Source organism: Pseudomonas sp. 86_A, from assembly GCF_017491705.1.
In the GTDB taxonomy this organism is placed as follows: domain Bacteria; phylum Pseudomonadota; class Gammaproteobacteria; order Pseudomonadales; family Pseudomonadaceae; genus Aquipseudomonas; species Aquipseudomonas koreensis.
Genome location: NZ_JAFGYS010000001.1, coordinates 443,470 through 459,987, shown reverse-complemented (window position 1 = coordinate 459,987; position 16,518 = coordinate 443,470). Strand labels below are relative to the sequence as shown.

General features: G+C 57.3%; 20 protein-coding genes and 2 pseudogenes. 15 read left to right on the top strand and 7 right to left on the bottom strand.

Annotation, left to right across the window (positions count from 1 at the left end):
- The first annotated feature begins 12 nt into the window (after nt 1–12).
- From J5M57_RS28905 to J5M57_RS02220, 9 genes and pseudogenes are all read left to right on the top strand, one after another.
- On the top strand, nt 13–318 hold the full coding sequence (locus tag J5M57_RS28905) for a hypothetical protein (protein WP_243435195.1): 306 nt from the start codon (nt 13–15) through the stop codon (nt 316–318).
- Nucleotides 315–1,001 (top strand): hypothetical protein, encoded by a 687-nt coding sequence (locus J5M57_RS02250; RefSeq protein ID WP_207848947.1) that lies wholly within the window; start codon nt 315–317, stop codon nt 999–1,001. Before J5M57_RS28905 ends, J5M57_RS02250 begins: the two co-directional genes overlap by 4 nt.
- A gap of 21 nt (nt 1,002–1,022) precedes the next feature.
- Nucleotides 1,023–1,976, top strand: a complete 954-nt coding sequence (locus tag J5M57_RS02245; protein WP_207848828.1) for a phage tail protein — start codon at nt 1,023–1,025, stop codon at nt 1,974–1,976.
- Nucleotides 1,976–2,305, top strand: coding sequence for a hypothetical protein (locus tag J5M57_RS02240; protein ID WP_207848829.1), 330 nt, complete (start codon nt 1,976–1,978; stop codon nt 2,303–2,305). The genes J5M57_RS02245 and J5M57_RS02240 overlap by 1 nt, the downstream gene beginning before the upstream one ends.
- Nucleotides 2,302–2,667 (top strand): annotated as a pseudogene (locus J5M57_RS02235) (phage tail protein). Before J5M57_RS02240 ends, J5M57_RS02235 begins: the two are co-directional and overlap by 4 nt.
- 59 nt (nt 2,668–2,726) lie before the next feature.
- Nucleotides 2,727–2,825: pseudogene (locus J5M57_RS28900) on the top strand (cell wall hydrolase); the annotation flags it as partial.
- Between the two features lie 159 nt (nt 2,826–2,984).
- Nucleotides 2,985–4,091: an acyltransferase family protein gene (locus J5M57_RS02230; protein ID WP_207848830.1), complete on the top strand. Its 1,107-nt coding sequence runs from the start codon at nt 2,985–2,987 to the stop codon at nt 4,089–4,091.
- A gap of 59 nt (nt 4,092–4,150) precedes the next feature.
- On the top strand, nt 4,151–4,699 hold the full coding sequence (locus J5M57_RS02225; protein WP_207848831.1) for a glycoside hydrolase family 19 protein: 549 nt from the start codon (nt 4,151–4,153) through the stop codon (nt 4,697–4,699).
- A complete protein-coding gene (locus J5M57_RS02220) occupies nt 4,699–5,205 on the top strand; it encodes a lysis system i-spanin subunit Rz (RefSeq protein WP_207848948.1) in 507 nt (168 codons plus the stop codon). Before J5M57_RS02225 ends, J5M57_RS02220 begins: the two co-directional genes overlap by 1 nt.
- Here J5M57_RS02220 and J5M57_RS02215 read toward each other — a convergent pair.
- Nucleotides 5,187–5,570, bottom strand: coding sequence for a hypothetical protein (locus J5M57_RS02215; RefSeq protein WP_347709562.1), 384 nt, complete (start codon nt 5,568–5,570; stop codon nt 5,187–5,189). The two genes, J5M57_RS02220 and J5M57_RS02215, sit on opposite strands and share 19 nt — an antisense overlap.
- Nucleotides 5,571–5,963: 393 nt before the next feature.
- On the opposite strand from J5M57_RS02215, the gene J5M57_RS02210 reads away from it, so the two are divergent.
- The gene (locus J5M57_RS02210) at nt 5,964–6,869 is read left to right on the top strand and encodes a hypothetical protein (RefSeq protein ID WP_207848832.1); all 906 of its coding nucleotides are present in this window, start codon (nt 5,964–5,966) and stop codon (nt 6,867–6,869) included.
- A 295-nt stretch (nt 6,870–7,164) separates the two neighbouring features.
- Here J5M57_RS02210 and J5M57_RS02205 read toward each other — a convergent pair whose 3' ends face one another.
- Nucleotides 7,165–7,371 (bottom strand): hypothetical protein, encoded by a 207-nt coding sequence (locus J5M57_RS02205; RefSeq protein WP_169843682.1) that lies wholly within the window; start codon nt 7,369–7,371, stop codon nt 7,165–7,167.
- A 69-nt stretch (nt 7,372–7,440) separates the two neighbouring features.
- Nucleotides 7,441–7,716 carry a hypothetical protein gene (locus J5M57_RS02200; protein ID WP_207848833.1) on the bottom strand — a complete coding sequence of 92 codons (276 nt, stop codon included), beginning with the start codon at nt 7,714–7,716 and terminating at the stop codon, nt 7,441–7,443.
- Between the two features lie 167 nt (nt 7,717–7,883).
- Between J5M57_RS02200 and J5M57_RS02195 the strand changes: the two genes are divergently transcribed.
- Nucleotides 7,884–8,213: a hypothetical protein gene (locus J5M57_RS02195; RefSeq protein ID WP_064588191.1), complete on the top strand. Its 330-nt coding sequence runs from the start codon at nt 7,884–7,886 to the stop codon at nt 8,211–8,213.
- Between the two features lie 56 nt (nt 8,214–8,269).
- Here the strand turns inward: J5M57_RS02195 and J5M57_RS02190 are convergent, their stop codons facing one another.
- Nucleotides 8,270–8,683 carry a VOC family protein gene (locus J5M57_RS02190; protein WP_207848834.1) on the bottom strand — a complete coding sequence of 138 codons (414 nt, stop codon included), beginning with the start codon at nt 8,681–8,683 and terminating at the stop codon, nt 8,270–8,272.
- A 202-nt stretch (nt 8,684–8,885) separates the two neighbouring features.
- On the opposite strand from J5M57_RS02190, the gene J5M57_RS02185 reads away from it, so the two are divergent.
- Nucleotides 8,886–10,697, top strand: coding sequence for an ABC transporter ATP-binding protein (locus J5M57_RS02185; RefSeq protein WP_207848835.1), 1,812 nt, complete (start codon nt 8,886–8,888; stop codon nt 10,695–10,697).
- Here J5M57_RS02185 and J5M57_RS02180 read toward each other — a convergent pair.
- On the bottom strand, nt 10,694–11,638 hold the full coding sequence (locus J5M57_RS02180; protein WP_207848836.1) for an alpha/beta fold hydrolase: 945 nt from the start codon (nt 11,636–11,638) through the stop codon (nt 10,694–10,696). The two genes, J5M57_RS02185 and J5M57_RS02180, sit on opposite strands and share 4 nt — an antisense overlap.
- Nucleotides 11,639–11,747: 109 nt before the next feature.
- On the bottom strand, nt 11,748–12,746 hold the full coding sequence (locus tag J5M57_RS02175; protein ID WP_207848837.1) for an NAD(P)H-quinone oxidoreductase: 999 nt from the start codon (nt 12,744–12,746) through the stop codon (nt 11,748–11,750).
- Between the two features lie 171 nt (nt 12,747–12,917).
- Here J5M57_RS02175 and J5M57_RS02170 point away from each other — a divergent pair, with 171 nt between their 5' ends.
- A complete protein-coding gene (locus J5M57_RS02170) occupies nt 12,918–13,793 on the top strand; it encodes a LysR family transcriptional regulator (RefSeq protein WP_207848838.1) in 876 nt (291 codons plus the stop codon).
- Between the two features lie 249 nt (nt 13,794–14,042).
- Nucleotides 14,043–14,438, top strand: coding sequence for a hypothetical protein (locus J5M57_RS02165; protein WP_207848839.1), 396 nt, complete (start codon nt 14,043–14,045; stop codon nt 14,436–14,438).
- 49 nt (nt 14,439–14,487) lie between these two features.
- Here J5M57_RS02165 and J5M57_RS02160 read toward each other — a convergent pair whose 3' ends face one another.
- Nucleotides 14,488–15,210 carry a pirin family protein gene (locus tag J5M57_RS02160; RefSeq protein WP_207848840.1) on the bottom strand — a complete coding sequence of 241 codons (723 nt, stop codon included), beginning with the start codon at nt 15,208–15,210 and terminating at the stop codon, nt 14,488–14,490.
- Nucleotides 15,211–15,420: 210 nt separating this feature from the next.
- Between J5M57_RS02160 and J5M57_RS02155 the strand changes: the two genes are divergently transcribed.
- Nucleotides 15,421–16,371, top strand: coding sequence for a GlxA family transcriptional regulator (locus tag J5M57_RS02155; RefSeq protein ID WP_207848841.1), 951 nt, complete (start codon nt 15,421–15,423; stop codon nt 16,369–16,371).
- Nucleotides 16,372–16,518: the final 147 nt, after the last annotated feature.

Below are 16,518 nucleotides of genomic sequence, written 5' to 3'. Positions count from 1 at the left end.
ATGGCACACGGAATGCGGATTTGGGGCGCCGACGGCGCCCTTCAGGTCGATGAGAACTCTTTCACCATTCGGGTAGTGTTGTCGACGCTGGTGACTTTCACTAACGCGGCGAAGACCAACCAGGACTTTTCGGTCCCCGGTGTTGGGCCGGCGAACGGCTGTGCGATTGTGATCCCAATCGGTACGTATACCAACCAACAACAGCAGTTCGAAACTGAACTCGTCGACAACCTGGCAAGGGTCTACAACCACACGCGAGGGTACGCCAGCACAATCGCTTCGGGGACGATGAGACTAATCGTGATGAGGTTCAACTGATGGCGGGATACGGCCTTCAATTCACAAACAACAGCAACGTGGTGACCATCGATTCCGAGTTTGCCCGGTTGATGGTCATTGCCAGCGGGAGATATGCACCGACTGAAGAAGGCGGTATGGGCTCGACAACTTACTTCGATAGGCCGGTGACATCGCAAGAGCCGCCGCTGGTTTTTGTCCGCCCGGACAACAGCGCTCTAATTGCAGGTCTGAGCAATGTGCGGTTGATAGGATCGGCCGGGAACTGGACTGGGTTCTATGTTCGGACTTACAGCAGCGCCACTGCTCAGCCGAACGGCCGCTATTTCGTGGCCGCGTTTGCCGCACAAGCTGTCGCCCAGTACGGCATGCGGCTTTGGGACGGAACCGGAAAGATGCTGTTCGACTCCGGAACGCCTAACGCCATATTTACGCGTTCTTTCCAGAGCTGGACATACATTAAATCGGATCAGGATGATCAGGGCCTGTACCGAAATTACTACTCTGTGCCGTTCAGCTTTCCCCAAAACGAATTCATGCTCATCAATAATTTTGGAATGACCATGGTTTCTGGTGGGCCGATCCCAAGGCAGTTGTATTGCACATGGGATTTCTCAGGGAACACGCTCTACGCAGTCACGGTTGCAGCCAACAACCCATTCGCCTTTTTCCTGCCGTCAGTCTTTGCGAAGCAGGCGGTCTAAACCAATCAATAGGAACACGCCATGCCCTGGTACAAAACCGGGACGGTTTCTGTCGTCCAAAATTCCAATGCGGTGATCGGTGCAGGTACTGCTTTCATTGCCAACAGCCGGGTCGGCGACGGCTTTCGCGGGCCGGACGGTCGCTGGTATGAGGTGACCAACATCGCCAGCAATACCGCTCTGTCGATCTCGCCGAACTACGAAGGCCAGACAGTGGCTGGCGGTTTTTACTCGATCATGCCTGTGCAGGGATACCAAAAGGACCTGTCCGACCAAGTGCGCGCCATCCTCAATGACTACGGGGAGAAGCTGGCGGCGCTCGGCACCACTGGCAACTACGACATTTTGCCGGCCAGCAAGGGCGGCACCGGAATCGACAATCTTTCAATTTTCATTGAGGGATTGTTGGGTGCTGCGGATGCGGGCGCTGCGCGATCAACCCTTGGCTCGGCCAAGTCGGGCGCCAACAGCGACATCACTTCCTTGTCAAATCTGACGACAGCGCTGTCTCTCGCTCAGGGCGGAACCGGTGGTAAGAATGCTGCAGATGCCCGTACTGGCCTTGGGCTGGGCAGTGCGGCGATCGCCGCGATTTTAGGCACGGTCTCTCAAAGCGGTGGCGTTCCCACAGGCGCGATCTTTGAATTCGGATCGAGCGCTGCCGGCTCCTGGGTGAAGTTTGCCTCCGGGCTGATGATCACCGTGCAGTCGTTGAACCTGACCTTGAGCTGGAGCGCGGTGGCAGCGAACCGATATGCAGGTCGGGTGGTAGGGAATACGCCCGCAGCGTTCGCCGCTGCACCGCTGCTGTTCGTTCAAGTGCGAGATCCCTCTGTCGCAGGTCGCGCAGCGTGGTGCCCTGGGGCAGATGCAACCAATGGCAATACTTTCAGTGTTTTCCTGGCTTCTCCTGCTGCATCGACGGTCACGTCCAGCATTATTTTCAATATTTTCGCAATTGGGAGGTGGTTCTGATGAGGATTGAATTGTGCCCTTTACGGAGCGACAACACCCTGAGCGTTATACGAAGCGGTGATTCGCTTGAGATCAATGGCGAGGTGTTCGACTTCTCGCCACTGGCAGACGGTGACACCTTGCCGGCAACCGAGATCAACTCGCAATGGTTTGCAGGCCAGGTCGATCGCGTCGATGGCAAGCTGGCGCTGACTATATTCTTGCCGCTTCCTATCAACTTCAGTCCAGAGCAGGCATATCCTGAGCCGCTGCTCGATGTTCCTGACGGTGCTGTGAACCTGCCTCAGCCATTGTCAGATCCTGCTCTTGCCGTGGAGGCTGCCGAATGAATATCGATTGGAGCAAAGTGGTCACCAAGGCGATGAAGGATTCTGTTCTGGCTGCTGAGGCGCTTGCTCTGGCAAAAGCCTAGCTTGCGGCCCGCAACAGCACTGCAGTGTCACAGATTGCCCGCATTCAGGATCGAGTCGACACGATTGGCTTCGGGATTGAAGCAGGGGAGGCAACTGATGAGGATGTTGCCGAACAGGCTTCACTGCTCATCACGCTGAAAGCCTGGAAGGCTTACAAATTCGCGCTGGGCAAGATCACGGTTCAGCCAACCTGGTATCAGGCTCCCGTGTGGCCAGCAGAACCTCCGGTCCCTGAGATTGTGGCCGCGCCAATGCTGAGCGCCGCCGAAACGATGTGATCCGACACGATCAACGAAACCCGCCATCCGGCGGGTATTTTTTTGCCTGGAGAAAAGTGATGACTGCAACCGATAAAGACCGCGACATCCTTGCCCGAACGATTTGGGGTGAGGCACGCGGCGAATGTACGGCCGGACAGATCGGCGTGGCATGGACATCGGCACCGCAACCGCAACCGCAACCGCGAACGGCTTCGTGGGGGAGATCTTCCTGAGCCCATGACTACTGATAACCAGCTATAGCATCAGAATCAATCTCTCCATATCATCGCGACCTACAGGATTGCTATCGATCGTTTGTGATGTGGAGAGGGTTAGTGAAAAACAGGGATTTGAGCGTTGATGTTCTGCGCGGTCTGGGAATATTGTTGGTTGTTTCTGGGCATGCAAGTAGCGGGGCGACAATGGTCGCCTTCGCACCTTATTCTTTTCATATGCCGTTATTTTTCTTTGTTTCCGGTTTGTTTTTTTCTGAGTATAAAGTTGATGGCGTCATATCCACTATAACTAAGAATGTAAGAGCATTGCTGTTGTACTCGACTGCTTTCTATTTGTTTTATGCTGTCGTCTGCTGGGTTATTTCTCGTATCGGTTTCGATGCTTTCGCTCAGCCGTTCAGCCTTGAACTCTTGATCGGTAATCAATTCACAACGGGTGGGGCGTATAAGTTTACTTCTGCTTATTGGTTTATTCCCTGCCTGTTTTTTGTGAAGGTGTATTTCTCTGTTATCCACTCTCGCTTGGCTGTTTTATTTGAAGGGTTCGGCGAAAAGGTGGTGTCAATAGTTTTTTTCTGCTTGTATTTATTGCTTGCTTTTCTAGCAGTGATTTACAGCATGAAAATGTATGCTGAAAACTATGCTCCACTTGACAAGATAGTCTTATATCGCTTTATGTTTGCGATGTTTTTCTATTACCTAGGCTCGGTTGTCGCCAGGTATAATATTCAACGTTTTTTCAGCAATGTGCTCGTGTTGGCTGCGATATATGTGGTGCAGCAACAGCTGCTTGTGTTCTCCGGGAATCTTGATTTTTGGATGCAGGTTTCAAAATACCAAGCAAATTATTTGCCAGTGTTCGGCAGCGTGTTGGGGATAGCGTTTTTTTACGGGATAGCTCAAATTGTATCTAGCAACAAGTCGTTCGCCAAAATTCTCGGTTATATAGGTGAGAACTCCTTTCCTATATTGCTGCATCACCTGTTCGGATTTTTTGTTTTGAATGTCCTGCTCTGTGTCTTTGGTGTTATAAAGCCATCAGCTGTAACAAGTCAATACTATCAGCTTGATACCGTTCATTCGTGGCCTTTCTATATTGTTGCCGCAGTTTTGTACTCGCTGGCATTTGATCGATACATTGTTGTTCCGATTAAAATGTTTATCAAAAGGCGCATTTTTGGCGCTTCAGAAAAAGTGCCAGCCTGAATAGTAGTATTGAACACTTAAACCCGCTTCGGCGGGTTTTTTATTGTCTGGAGAAAAGCATGTCCATCACCGCGCAGCAGCTGCTGCAGATCCTCCCGAGCGCTGGCAAGCAAGCCGGCGTTTTTGCACCCCTCCTCAACGCAGCTATGCAGCGCTACCAGATTGTCGGCACGCTGCGAGTTGCTGCGTTCATTGCCCAGATCGGTCACGAAAGCGGTCAGCTCGTGTACGTGCGCGAGATATGGGGGCCGACTGCGGCTCAGCGTGGCTACGAAGGCCGCAAGGACTTGGGCAACACCGTGGCAGGTGACGGACTCAAGTACCGTGGTCGCGGCTTGATCCAGGTGACCGGGCGGGCAAACTATGCCAAGTGCAGCGAGGCGCTGGGCCTGGACCTGATCAACCACCCGGAGCTGCTGGAGCAGCCGCAGCATGCCGCGATGTCGGCGGCGTGGTTCTGGGCCACCAACGGGCTGAACACCTTGGCCGATGCAGGCGACAACGCGAACATCGGCAGCATCATCAATACCGGTCGACGCGGGCGCGTGCCGAATGGTGCAGATGATCGCGCGGCGTTGTACGCCAGGGCGCTGAAGGTGCTGGCGTGATTGCCGTTCCGGGGAGAACGGCGGGCGCTGTGGCGCTGGTGCTGATCGGCGCCGGCAGCGCCTGGCAGTTTCAGGACTGGCGCTACGGGAAGCAGTTGGCCCAGCAGGCCCAGCAGCACGCCGAAACCCTCAATCAACTGACCTCGGCCGCCGCCACCGCGCAGCAGGCCGAGCAGGACAAGCGTCTGGCGCTCGAGCAACGTCTGGCGGCCAGCGAGCAAACCCACTTCAGGAAAATGACCGATGCTCAAAAGGACCAAGATCGCCTGCGCGATCGCCTTGTCACTTCTGATTTGCGGTTGTCAGTCCTCATCGACGCAACCGACGCTGCCAAAGGCTGTGGAGTGCCAGCCACCGCCGGCGCCGGCGGCGTGGATCGTGCAGCCGTACGAGCCCGACTTGCCCCGGCGCATGCTCAACGAATTATCGCCATCACCGACGAAGGCGACCGGGGGTTGATCGCGCTGCAGGCGTGCCAATCTTACGTTCAGGAAATATCCCGCTGATGTGGGAAGGGGGACGCGAAAGAATTCTCGCCCTTCAGACTCTGAATCTCTGTCGCCAGGTGAGAGATGTGCCTGTCCTTCGCCATCAGCTCCCAGTTAGTTTTGATCGTGATGTCGTTTGCTCGCCGGTTGGCATCGGCAGCTTCAGCCTTGGCTGCGATCAACTCAGCCCGTAGAGAATTCCTTTCCGCCGTGAGCGCATCGTTGTCGCGCACCAATCCCTGGATATTTCCCACTGCTCGTTCGAGCATGAGAGTGAGCGCTTCGAATTCGTTCTCGTACATCCGGAGTTGATGCCGGCAGGTTTCGAGCGAAGTCGGGTTACCGAGCCAATCGTCGGTTTCTTCTATATAGAGGGGATCCACGGATGACGCCTTTGCTGTGTACTGTTTGGATATACAGTGATCGAGGCGTGACAGGTGGGCGAGGGCGAGGCGAGAAGCTGTAGGATTTTTGATTGGTGTACGTCGGCAGGAAGCCGGGGAGGGAGCAGAACACCGTAGGAAAATACAGCGCTAAGTTGTTGATTCTTATAGCGAGTACCTTCGATTTTTTACCCTGCTAATTTTGGTGTGTTTCCTTTATCTATCAATAGGTTGCGTTTGTTTCGGGGTCACCTTGACATGGTAGCTCCCGTGCGGCGAGGTGCTTGAGCAACGTTTTTTCCGAAGGCATGATTCTATTGTGCCAGTACCTTGAAGTATTGTATGACCTCGGTTGAGCAGGCACGTATAGCCTGACCTAAAGAGGAATCGGTAGTGAGCGAAGTTTTAACGTTGGAAGCGTTTCCACATTCCATAATGGTAAAAGAGGGAGAGGAACTGGCGCAGCAGGGTAGGGAAGCTGTGGAGTGGCTCCGGACTTTAGGGGTATCGACACCAGCCGACCGCTACCATGGGTATGTGCGGGCTATTGAAGCTTTCGGGAAATTTCAAGGTGATGAAGCAGCAGTAAGAAAAACAGCGGACACTTTTGTTAATGCCAATGCCGAACTATATGAGCTGATCAGGGTTCGCACAGCCCTCTTGCAGGTCGACTCGCAGGGATACCTAGATACGCTAAAAAGGATATCGCAAGGACAGCCGTTTCGACACATCGCGGATAACGATCCAGGAAGGGACTACCTCTTCGAGATGTCTATCGCAGCCCGTCTTTTAAATGCTGGGCATGAGGTAGATCTAAATCAGATTGCTGATATCGTCGCTCAAGTCAATGGGCGAAAGGTTTACGTAGAAGCAAAGCGTATAAAATCCAAAAGTAAGGTTGCTTCTAGAGTTTCGGAAGCAAATAAGCAATTGAAGAAAAGGTTAGCTCAGGATAAATCGAGTACTTCCCGGGGGATTGTAGCTGTCAATATCACGGATGTGATATCTCCTAATTGCGAGACTGTCCTTGTCCAATCCGAAAGTCATTTGCGTGACAAGCATTCTCGCGTCTTCAATGGATTTATCACAGAAAATCCGGACTCCTTTCATAAAGGAGAGCAGTCGAAATGCCTGGGCGCATTCATTGAATCAAGCTGGCAAGGCTGGATTTGGGACGGCGATTCAGATCCGAGACTCTTTTTCTGTCGCGGTGCTACTTTCAAACTTTATCGAGTAACTCAATCCGAGGAGGATTATGTTCGGGATTTCATCCCAAAGCTTGCCAATCAGTTTGGTTGAATTCCTCCGGTCGGCTTCCTCGGGTCGTGCGCAAAACCTCCTCTGGAGGCCGCGTATTTCCGTTTGCATAATCACAAAAAAACAGATGTTTTGTTATGGCTAAAAAAGGATTTTGTCATTATAAAACAATGACTTAGGTCGCTACAGTTCCCAGCATGGGGTGCTAGGGGTCGAGTGTTCGAATCACTCCGTCCCGACCATATATTTCAATGACTTAGCCCAACTCTAGTGAGTTGGGCTTTTTCATGCGCGGGAGTTTTGCGGGGCGGCTCAAAAATCACTGTACGCAAGCAGGTCAATGCAGAACCCTGCGGCTCTCGCCAATCCTGATTCGGTCCAGCGCCCGATTCAACGCGTCCAGTGCATCCAGAAGCGCTTTTGCCTCTGCTTCTCGGCCGTCGCCCCACAGGCGCTCTGCCATTTTATTGAGCGCCTGGATCGAGCGTTCGATATCAGCGGCGGTGGTCGCAGCGGCTGGGGTTTGCGCGGGTTTCTTGGGCATTGGTTATTCATCTGCAGGACATTGACGATCCCCAACATGATCGGCGTTCACTGCAGCTCAATCCAGTGCTTACTGTTTCGGCTTGCTCTGAATATCTTCTGAATCGCTGGAGGTTGCTGCGTCTTTCTCGGTTTCTTTCGATTCTGCACCGGAGTTCGATCCCGAGGCTTCTTCCCCCTTTTTGTTAGCTTTTTCTTCGTTGGACTCGGACTGGTTGCTGGCCTGATTTACGCCCGGGATGGCGGTGGGCGGCGCGGCAGAGCCTGCTTTTTCAGCGGCCAGTGAGAGACCTGTGCCAGTCAGCATCAGGCTTGCCAGCGCCAGGGTAGCGATCGTCTTGTTCATGTCCAGGCCTTCCGTATGAGGGATGTACTGCATTGGAGGCGCTGCACGGGCCTGCGTGCGGCTCACTGGACGAGCGGTAGGCTTTGAAACAATGCGGCAAATTGCTGGCCCCCAGGTTTTGCCAGAGCGGGCAAACTCGCCTTTTTTCAAAAGGTTAGGTTGGCCATATGCGGACGATTGTCATAACCGTTGCAACGCTTTCCCTGGCTGCGTTCGCCTCGGGAGTCCAGGCGAAAGAGTTGAGCAAGAGTCATCGTTTTGCCTGTACGTGGGGTTCGGACATTGCCGCCGGTGCCCAGCAGTCGAAGCTGTCGGGGATCTCGTTGTACGGCGCGCGTAAACAACTGCAGGTGCGCAAGTTCCAGCAACCGTGGATGCGCATGACGGCGATGGGCATTACCGAGCAGACGTACAACAGCACGTCGAAGCTCAAACCTGCGGCGGTCAAGCAGACCTATTACGAACAATGCGTGCGGCACGAGCTGGCCCAGCGCTAATCAAAAAAGCCCAACCTGAAGAGGTTGGGCTTTTTCGTGCCTATGAAACGTCGGCGTCACTTGTCAGTCTCGCAATTGACCATCCACGCCACGCCAAAACGATCGACCAGCATGCCAAAACGCACGGCCCAGAATGTCGTCTGCAGCGGCATGTCGACCCGACCGTCCTTGGCCAGCGCGTTAAACACCCGCTCGGCTTCGGCAATGCTGTCGACATTGAGGGAGATCGAGCAACCGTTCATGCCCCCGGTCGGCCGGTCAGGTGTGGTGTCGGAGGCCATGATCATCTGGTCGCCAACCTTCAAGCAGGTATGGTTGATGAGGTGGTGGTGCTCTTTCGACACGTGTTCGGCGGCGGGTGTTTCGCCGAAGGTCATCATCGCTTCGAGTTTGCCCTGCAAGGCTTGTTCGTAAAAGGTGAAGGCCTCGCGGCAGTTGCCGTTGAAGATCAGGTAGGGATTGATTCGCATGGTGGCGTTCCTGGCAGTAGGCGCGGAGAGAGGCGATTTTCGCCAGGTTCCGCGAAAGGCGGTTAAACCATAGCAAAGCATTGGACGTCGCAATGGTCAGCGTTTTTCCAGATGTTTTTCTTCTGAAAACGCCGCGCTTCAGCACGGATAAAACCTGCGGAGTACCATGACACCCTGTACGACCTATCGAGCTTGATCTGCCATGCCTTTGATTTCCCGCTTCAACGCCCTGTTCGATCAGGCCCGGCGCGCCTTGCTTCTGGTCTGGGCGACATCACGCGGGTTGTTTCTGGGCCTGGTGCTGGCGACGTTGGTTGCCGGTGTATTGCCGGCATTGGCCGCTTGGCTGGGCCAGCGCATTGTCGACGCGGTGGTGGCGGCGATGCAGTTGCATGCGCAGCAGGGCGATGCGCCGCTGTGGCCGGTGTTGCGTTATGTGCTGATGGAGGCGGGGGTGTTGGCGCTGTTGTCCGCTACGCAACGGGCGTTGTCGGTCCAGCAGTCGCTGTTGCGGGTGCAATTGGGGCAGAAGGTCAACACGCTGATTCTGGAAAAGGCGCAGACCCTGTCGCTGGTGCAGTTCGAGAACTCCGAGTTCTACGACAGGCTGGTTCGCGTGCGCCGCGAAGCTTCGACCCGGCCGCTGGCGTTGGTGATGAAGTCGCTGGGCCTGATCCAGAACCTGATCATGCTGATCAGCTTTGGTGTGCTGCTGGTGCATTTTTCGCCGTGGGCGCTGGTGCTGCTGGTGGTCGGCGCATTACCGGTGTTCTTCGCCGAAGCGCATTTTTCCGGCGACGCTTTCCGTTTGTTCACCCGTCGCGCCCCAGAAAGTCGGCAGCAAAATTACATCGAAACCTTGCTGTCCCATGAGGCCTACATCAAAGAGGTCAAGCTGTTTGGCTTCGCCCCGTTGCTGTTGCAACGCTATCGGGACACCTTTGCCAAGCTTTATGCCGAAGACCGGCGCCTGACTTTGCGTCGCGATGGCTGGGGTTTCGGTCTCGGCTTGCTCGGCACTGGCGCGTTCTATCTGGCCTATGCCTGGGTGGTGATCGACGCGGTGCACGGCAACATCAGTCTGGGCCAGATGACCATGTACCTGGTGCTGTTCAAGCAGGGGCAGAGCGCAGTCAGCAGCAGCTTGAGTGCAATCAGCGGCTTGTATGAGGACGGTCTGTACCTGTCGAACCTGTACGAATACCTGGCTGAACCGGTGCTGGCCGATTCCGGTCACCTCACTGTCGGCGCGCAACCGGGCGATGGTCTGCGCTTTGAAAATGTCGGTTTCCGCTATCCCGGCGCCAACCGTGCGGCGCTCGAAGGCATCGATCTGCATCTGGTGCCGGGCAAAAGCATTGCGCTGGTAGGGGAGAACGGCTCAGGCAAGACCACATTGATCAAACTGCTGACCCGTCTTTACCGGCCCGATCAAGGCCGTATCCTGCTCGATGGCAGCGACTTGCAGGATTGGGAGGAGACCACATTGCGCCGGCGTATCGGCGTGATTTTTCAGGACTACATCCGTTACCAGTTCACCGTGGGTGAAAACATCGGTGTCGGCGATACTTCGGCGTTCGATGAAGAGTCACGCTGGAAGTCCGCGGCTACCGAAGGCATGGCGGCGCCGTTCATTGAGGGCCTCGATCGTGGTTATGCCACGCAGTTGGGCCGCTGGTTTGCCGGTGGCCAGGAATTGTCCGGTGGGCAATGGCAGAAGATTGCCTTGTCCCGGGCGTACATGCGCCGTGACGCCGACATCCTGATCCTCGACGAACCGACCTCGGCGCTGGACCCAGCGGCGGAAGCGGCGGTGTTCGAGCATTTCAGCCAGCACACCGAAGGTCGCATGACCTTGTTGATCTCCCACCGTTTTTCCAGTGTGCGCAACGCCGACCAGATTTTGGTGCTGGAGGGTGGGCGGATAATGGAGCAGGGCGATCACGACAGTCTGATTGCCGCCAACGGACACTACGCCAGCCTGTTCGACTTGCAGGCCCGTGGCTATCGCTAGGAGTCCTGCGCGCTGCGCGCCACCGCCGGCCCGGCCACGTGGGGCGCGGATCTGGACTGCATCAGTGCATCGATCGCCTTGCGGTAATTCTGCCCGCCCAGCGCCATGCTGTTGTTGTGCGTGGCACCCGGTACCAGCAGCAGTCGCTTGGGTTGTCGGGCGGCGTTGAACAGTTGCTCGCTGAAGCGCGGCGGCACGAAAGCGTCGGCCATGCCGTGCACCACCAGCAGCGGCATGTGGATCTCGGCGATCTTGTCGATGGAGTCGAACTTCTGCGACAGCAGCCAGCGCACCGGCAGCGAAGTGTTTGCCACGGCGGCAGCCACATCGGCGAGGGAAGTGAAGGTCGATTCGATCACCAGGCCTTTGACCGGCAGCGGCGTATGGTCCCGGGCCGCGTCCTGGCCGAGTTCGGCCGCCAGATCAATCGCCACCGCACCACCCAGGGAGTGGCCGTAGATCAGGCGTTTGCTCGGGTCGGGTTGCAGCAGTTTGAAGCGTTCCCACGCCACCCGGGCGTCTTCGTACACGCTGCTTTCCGAGGGCAGATCACCCTTGCTCTGACCGAAACCGCGATAGTCGATGGCCAGCACCGAGTAGCCCGCCGCGCGCAATTGCTCGATGCGGAACAACTGCCCGGTGAGGTTCCAGCGCACGCCATGCAGATAGAGGATGGCCGGAGCGTTCGGCCGCTCCGCCGGCCACCACCAGGCATGAATGTTCTGCCCGGCCTTGAAGCTCTTGGGCTGCAAGTCGAGCTCCTGCACGCTGCCCGGCAAGCCGTGATACCAGCCAGCGGTGCCCGGTTCGATACGAAACAGCAGCTTGCGCTCGGTGTGTTCGAGGACGGCACAACTCGTCGGCACGCCAATGATCAGCGCAGCCATACAGGCGAACGCCAGACGGCGGCGACGCAGACGAGTCATGAAGGACAGGAACATTAAACGGTTCACCACAGCGCAGACAAAGAAGGCTTTTTACCAGAAGGCTTGGTCTGCGCGTGACTTTTTCGACCGCCGTGCGCCCTTAACGATTACAAAATGCTGCGGCTCAATCCACCCGCAGCACGATTTTGCCGATGTGGTCGCCGCCTTCCATGCGCGCGTGCGCCTGCGCGGCATCCTGCAGCGAATAGACCTTGTCGATGATCGGCAGGCAGCGCCCGGCCGCCAGCACCGGCCACACGTGTTGGCGCAGGTTTTCGGCGAGTTCGGCTTTTTCCGCTGCGGTTCGCGCACGCAGCAGCGAACCGGTGATCACCGCGCGCTTGGCCATGATCCCCAGCAGGTCGACATCGTTGGCCTTGCCGCCACCGAGAAAGCCCAGCATCACCAGCCGGCCATCCATCGCCAAGGCACTGACATTACCGTTGAGGTACGAGGCACCCATGATGTCGAGGATCGCGTTTACGCCCTTGCCGGCAGTTTTCTCTGCGATGACGGTGGCGAAATCCTGCTCGCGATAATTGATCGGCTGCCCACCCAGTTCGCTGATCGCCGCGCATTTTTCCGCGCTGCCGGCGGTGGCGAAGGCCTCGATGCCAAACTCGCGGCACAGCATCAGCGCGGTCGTTCCGATGCCGCTGGTGCCGCCGTGAATCAGCACCCGCTGACCATGCTGGGCATCACCGAGGCCGAACAGGTTGGCCCACACGGTAAAGAAGGTTTCCGGGATGGCGGCGGCCTGAATCCAATCCAGCCCCTCGGGAATCGGCAGGGTCTGCCCGGCGGGCACCGTGCAGTATTCGGCGTAACCGCCACCGTTGGTCAGCGCGCAGACCTTGTCGCCCACGGCAAACTGACTGACACCGGCACCCAGCGCCACGACTTCGCCGGCCACTTCCAGGCCGGGGATCGGGTTCATGCCGGGTTTCATCGGGTATTTGCCGGCACGTTGCAGGGCGTCCGGACGATTGATCCCGGCAGCCCGCACGCGGATCAGCACCTCGCCGTCCGCGGCCACGGGTAGCGGCACACGCTTGGGTTGCAAGACCTCGGGACCACCGGGTTGAGTGATTTCGATGCGGGTCATTTCATTGGGCAGTGTCATATCCGGTCCTGTTGCGTAGGAAGTCTGTAGGTGGGAGTTCAAGGGGCGGTAATGATTCCCTGTAAAAGCATCCAGCCTTGAGCATTGAGGTGAGGATATCGGCTATTGTTGCTGCTTTGGCGCAGCGATTTGGCGGCACAGTGATGCAAATCTGCATCAACAGGAGTTGAGATGAATTGGGATGATGCGCGGGTGTTTCTCGCAGTCTGTCGTGAGTCGACGCTGCGCGGGGCGGCGCGAGTGCTGGGCGTGGATCAGGCTACGGTCGGTCGACGGATCACCGCGCTGGAAAAGTCCTTGAGCGCGACGTTGTTCCTGCGTACGTCCGACGGCTACGCGCTGACCGCGGTCGGTGAGGCGGCGCTCAGATCCGTCGAGAAAATGGAGCATTCGGCGCTAGAACTCGAGCGGCAGATCCAGGGCCTGGATGATCGTCTGACCGGCACCGTGCGGGTCAGCACCACCGATTCGCTGGCCATCGATTTCCTGATCCCGGCCATCGCCCGCCTGCATGCACAGCATCCGGACGTGCGTGTGCAACTGGACGCCTCCACACAGATCCTCAGCCTGGCCAAGCGCGAAGCGGACATTGCCGTGCGCAACGCCCGTCCTGACAACCCGGACCTGATCGCCCGGCGAATCGCGCGCTGGCCCACCGGGCTGTTCGCCGCGCAGGCTTACGTCGATGCTCACGGTAGCCCTGAGCCGGGCAGTGCCTTCGCGGGGCATGATCTGGTGGTCTATCAGCCATATCTGCAGAGCAATAAAGACCTGACGCTGGTGGGGGAGCCGATCAGTCGCGGGCGTATTGTGGCCAGTCTCGGCTCCAGCCTGTTGATACGTCGTGCGATTGCGGCGGGCATTGGTGTAGGAGAAATCCCGGTGTACATGGGCGAGCGCGACGGGCTGGTCAGGCTCTGGCCGCAGCGTACCCGGCCGCAGCCCTATGAAGTGTGGTTGGTGACCCATGCGGATCTGCGCCACACCGCGCGGGTGAGGGCGGTGATTGAACAGATCGTCGAGGTGTTTGCCTCGGAAAATGAGTAGCGCGCACTGGCATCGGCGAACTCACAGAGCCTGACGAAACGGCCTACGCCGATAGCAGAAACCGCTGGCTTGTAGGCCGAAGGACCGAGGGCTATCGTTTCAAAGGCTGGTGCAAGGCAGCACGCTTGCACTGGTGTGACATACCACGGACGGTATGGGTAGCCCGATAAAGGTGTCGAATTGGAAGCCAGGGAATTCAGTCACGTTCAAAGCAGTGACACAACGAGTAAAGGCCAGGGAATGCAAGTCATGGGCGCCATCAGTCGCGAAGAATTCAATGCCAGGATCGAGACCATCGAGACACGAATGGATGCTCGACTGGACGCGGTATCAATGAAAATCGACGGGTTTTTATCTGTTCAGGTAGAGCGAGACAAACGCTACGATCTGATTACGCAAGAAATGCGCAGGATTGCTGACGGCGCGCAGGACGCAGCAAGGCAAGGGGCGACCGTCAAAGCCAATGTCTGGGCAGCAACCGCCGTCCAGTTACTGGGGATAGTCGCCATCGTCGTCGGTGCTTATTACGCCAATCAAGCGAATATGTATGTCGCCATACAAACGACCTTCGCGGCGGTTCAAGCAGGCAAGGACGCTCACGCACCAAAACCGTCGGTGCTGCCAACGCCACTGCCTCCACAATAAAAAACGGCCTTCAAAAGAAGGCCGTTTTTGTAGGCGTTACAACCCTGCGTCATGGCATTTGCGGCAATTCCTGCGGCCGCAGATCAAACACCAGTACTTCGGCATTCACGCCGTTGCTCAAGGTCAGTGCCTGTTCTTCACGAACCCGCACGCCGTCGCCTTCCTGCAACTGTACGCCGTTGAGTTCAACGCCGCCCCGCGCCACATGCACGTAGGCGTAGCGATTGGCTTGCAGTTCCAGCGTCGCGCTTTCCTTGCCGTCGAACAGGCCGGCGAAGACCCGTGCGTCCTGACGTACCTTCAGTGAGCCATCAGCGCCGTCGGGCGAGATGATCAGTTGCAGGCGACCGCGTTTTTTCTGCGCGCTGAAGTGCTCCTGCTGGTAGCGCGGCTTGGCGCCGGCCACTTCCGGCACGATCCAGATCTGCAGAAAGTGCACCGGCCGGGTCGCCGAATGGTTGAACTCGCTGTGGGCCACGCCGCTGCCGGCACTCATCAGTTGCACGTCACCAGGGCGAATTACCGAACCGGTGCCGAGCGTGTCCTTGTGCTCCAGCGCGCCTTCCAGCACGTAGGAGAAAATTTCCATGTCGCGGTGCGGGTGCTGGCCGAAGCCCTTGCCGGCCGCGACGCGGTCGTCGTTAATCACCAGCAGGTCGGAAAAACCCTGCTCACGCGGGTTACGGTAGCTGGCGAAAGAAAAGGTGTGGAAGGACTTCAACCAGCCATGATTGGCAAGGCCGCGATCGGAAGCTTTACGAAGCGTCAGCATGATGATTCTCCTTGCGGGACGTTGATTCGTCCGAGTGAGGAGAAGGTTACTGTTAACCGATCCGCGCAATAAGTAGGTGGAATCTGAAACACTGTCCTGCTCAGGTTGACAGTTTTGCGGAGTCGATCACGCATTCTTTTCGCCGCGTGCCACGCACTTGGCCATAATGCGAGGTCTGGTTCCCTTCCTAGATGGCAGTGATGTTCACCCATGAAAACCGTGGCAATGGTGCTGTTCCCCGACTTTCTTCTGCTCGACATGGCCGGTCCCATGGAGGTGTTTTCCGTCGCCAATCGCTACCTCAAACCCGAAGATCACTACCACTTGCTCACCTTGGGGACCGAGCGCGGGATGCTGCGCGCCTCCAATGGCGTGCATGTGCAGACTGACCTCCATATTGACGACCCGTACCCGGCCTGCGACCTGCTGCTGGTGCCGGGCGGCCCGGGTGCCTACAACGAAAGACACCCGGCGCTGCTCGCCTGGCTGCAACGGGCGGTGGGCCAGGCCGGCTGTTACGGTTCGATCTGCACCGGGGCTTTTGTGCTCGGGCATGCCGGTCTGCTCGATGGCTATCGCGTGACCACCCACTGGAACTACACCGAACGGTTGATCAAGGCGTTCCCCAAGGCGCACGTGGAGACCGACCAGATCTACACCGAAGACCGCCATCTGATCACCTCCGGCGGCGTGACCGCCGGCATCGATCTGGCGTTGGCCGTGGTCGCAAGGGACCACGGGAAAAAAGTCGCCCAGGACGTGGCCAAGGTCTTGCTGGTGGTGATGAAGCGTCAGGGCGGGCAGGCGCAGTTCAGTCCGCTGATGGCGGCGGTGGCCCCGCAGGAAACCGCCATCACCCGGGTCCAGAATCATGTGTTGGAACACCTCGACCAAGCGTTCACGGTCGAGCGCATGGCCGCTCTGGCGAACATGAGTACCCGGCACTTTGCCCGGGTGTTCGCCCGCGATGTGAACATGACGCCGATGGAGTTTCTGCAAAACGCCCGTATCGATTGCGCGCGCAATCTCCTGGAAACCAGTGAGCTACCGTTGAAGACCGTGGCCTATAAAAGTGGTTTCGGCAGCGTGCGCCACATGCGCTTTCTGTTCGTTGAAAAGCTCGGCCTGACCCCGGCGCAGTACCGCGAACAGTTCAGCTAGAGCGGTTTTGTCCGTGCGGGGCACCCGGATGTCCGTGCTGCGCCCCGTCCGGAGGTTGTGCCGTCACCTGCGCCTGCCAAGATAAAGCTAACGCTTGGAAGGGAGAGGCACCGGACGCCGAGAGCATCATGCTCGCGGCCGCTGGCG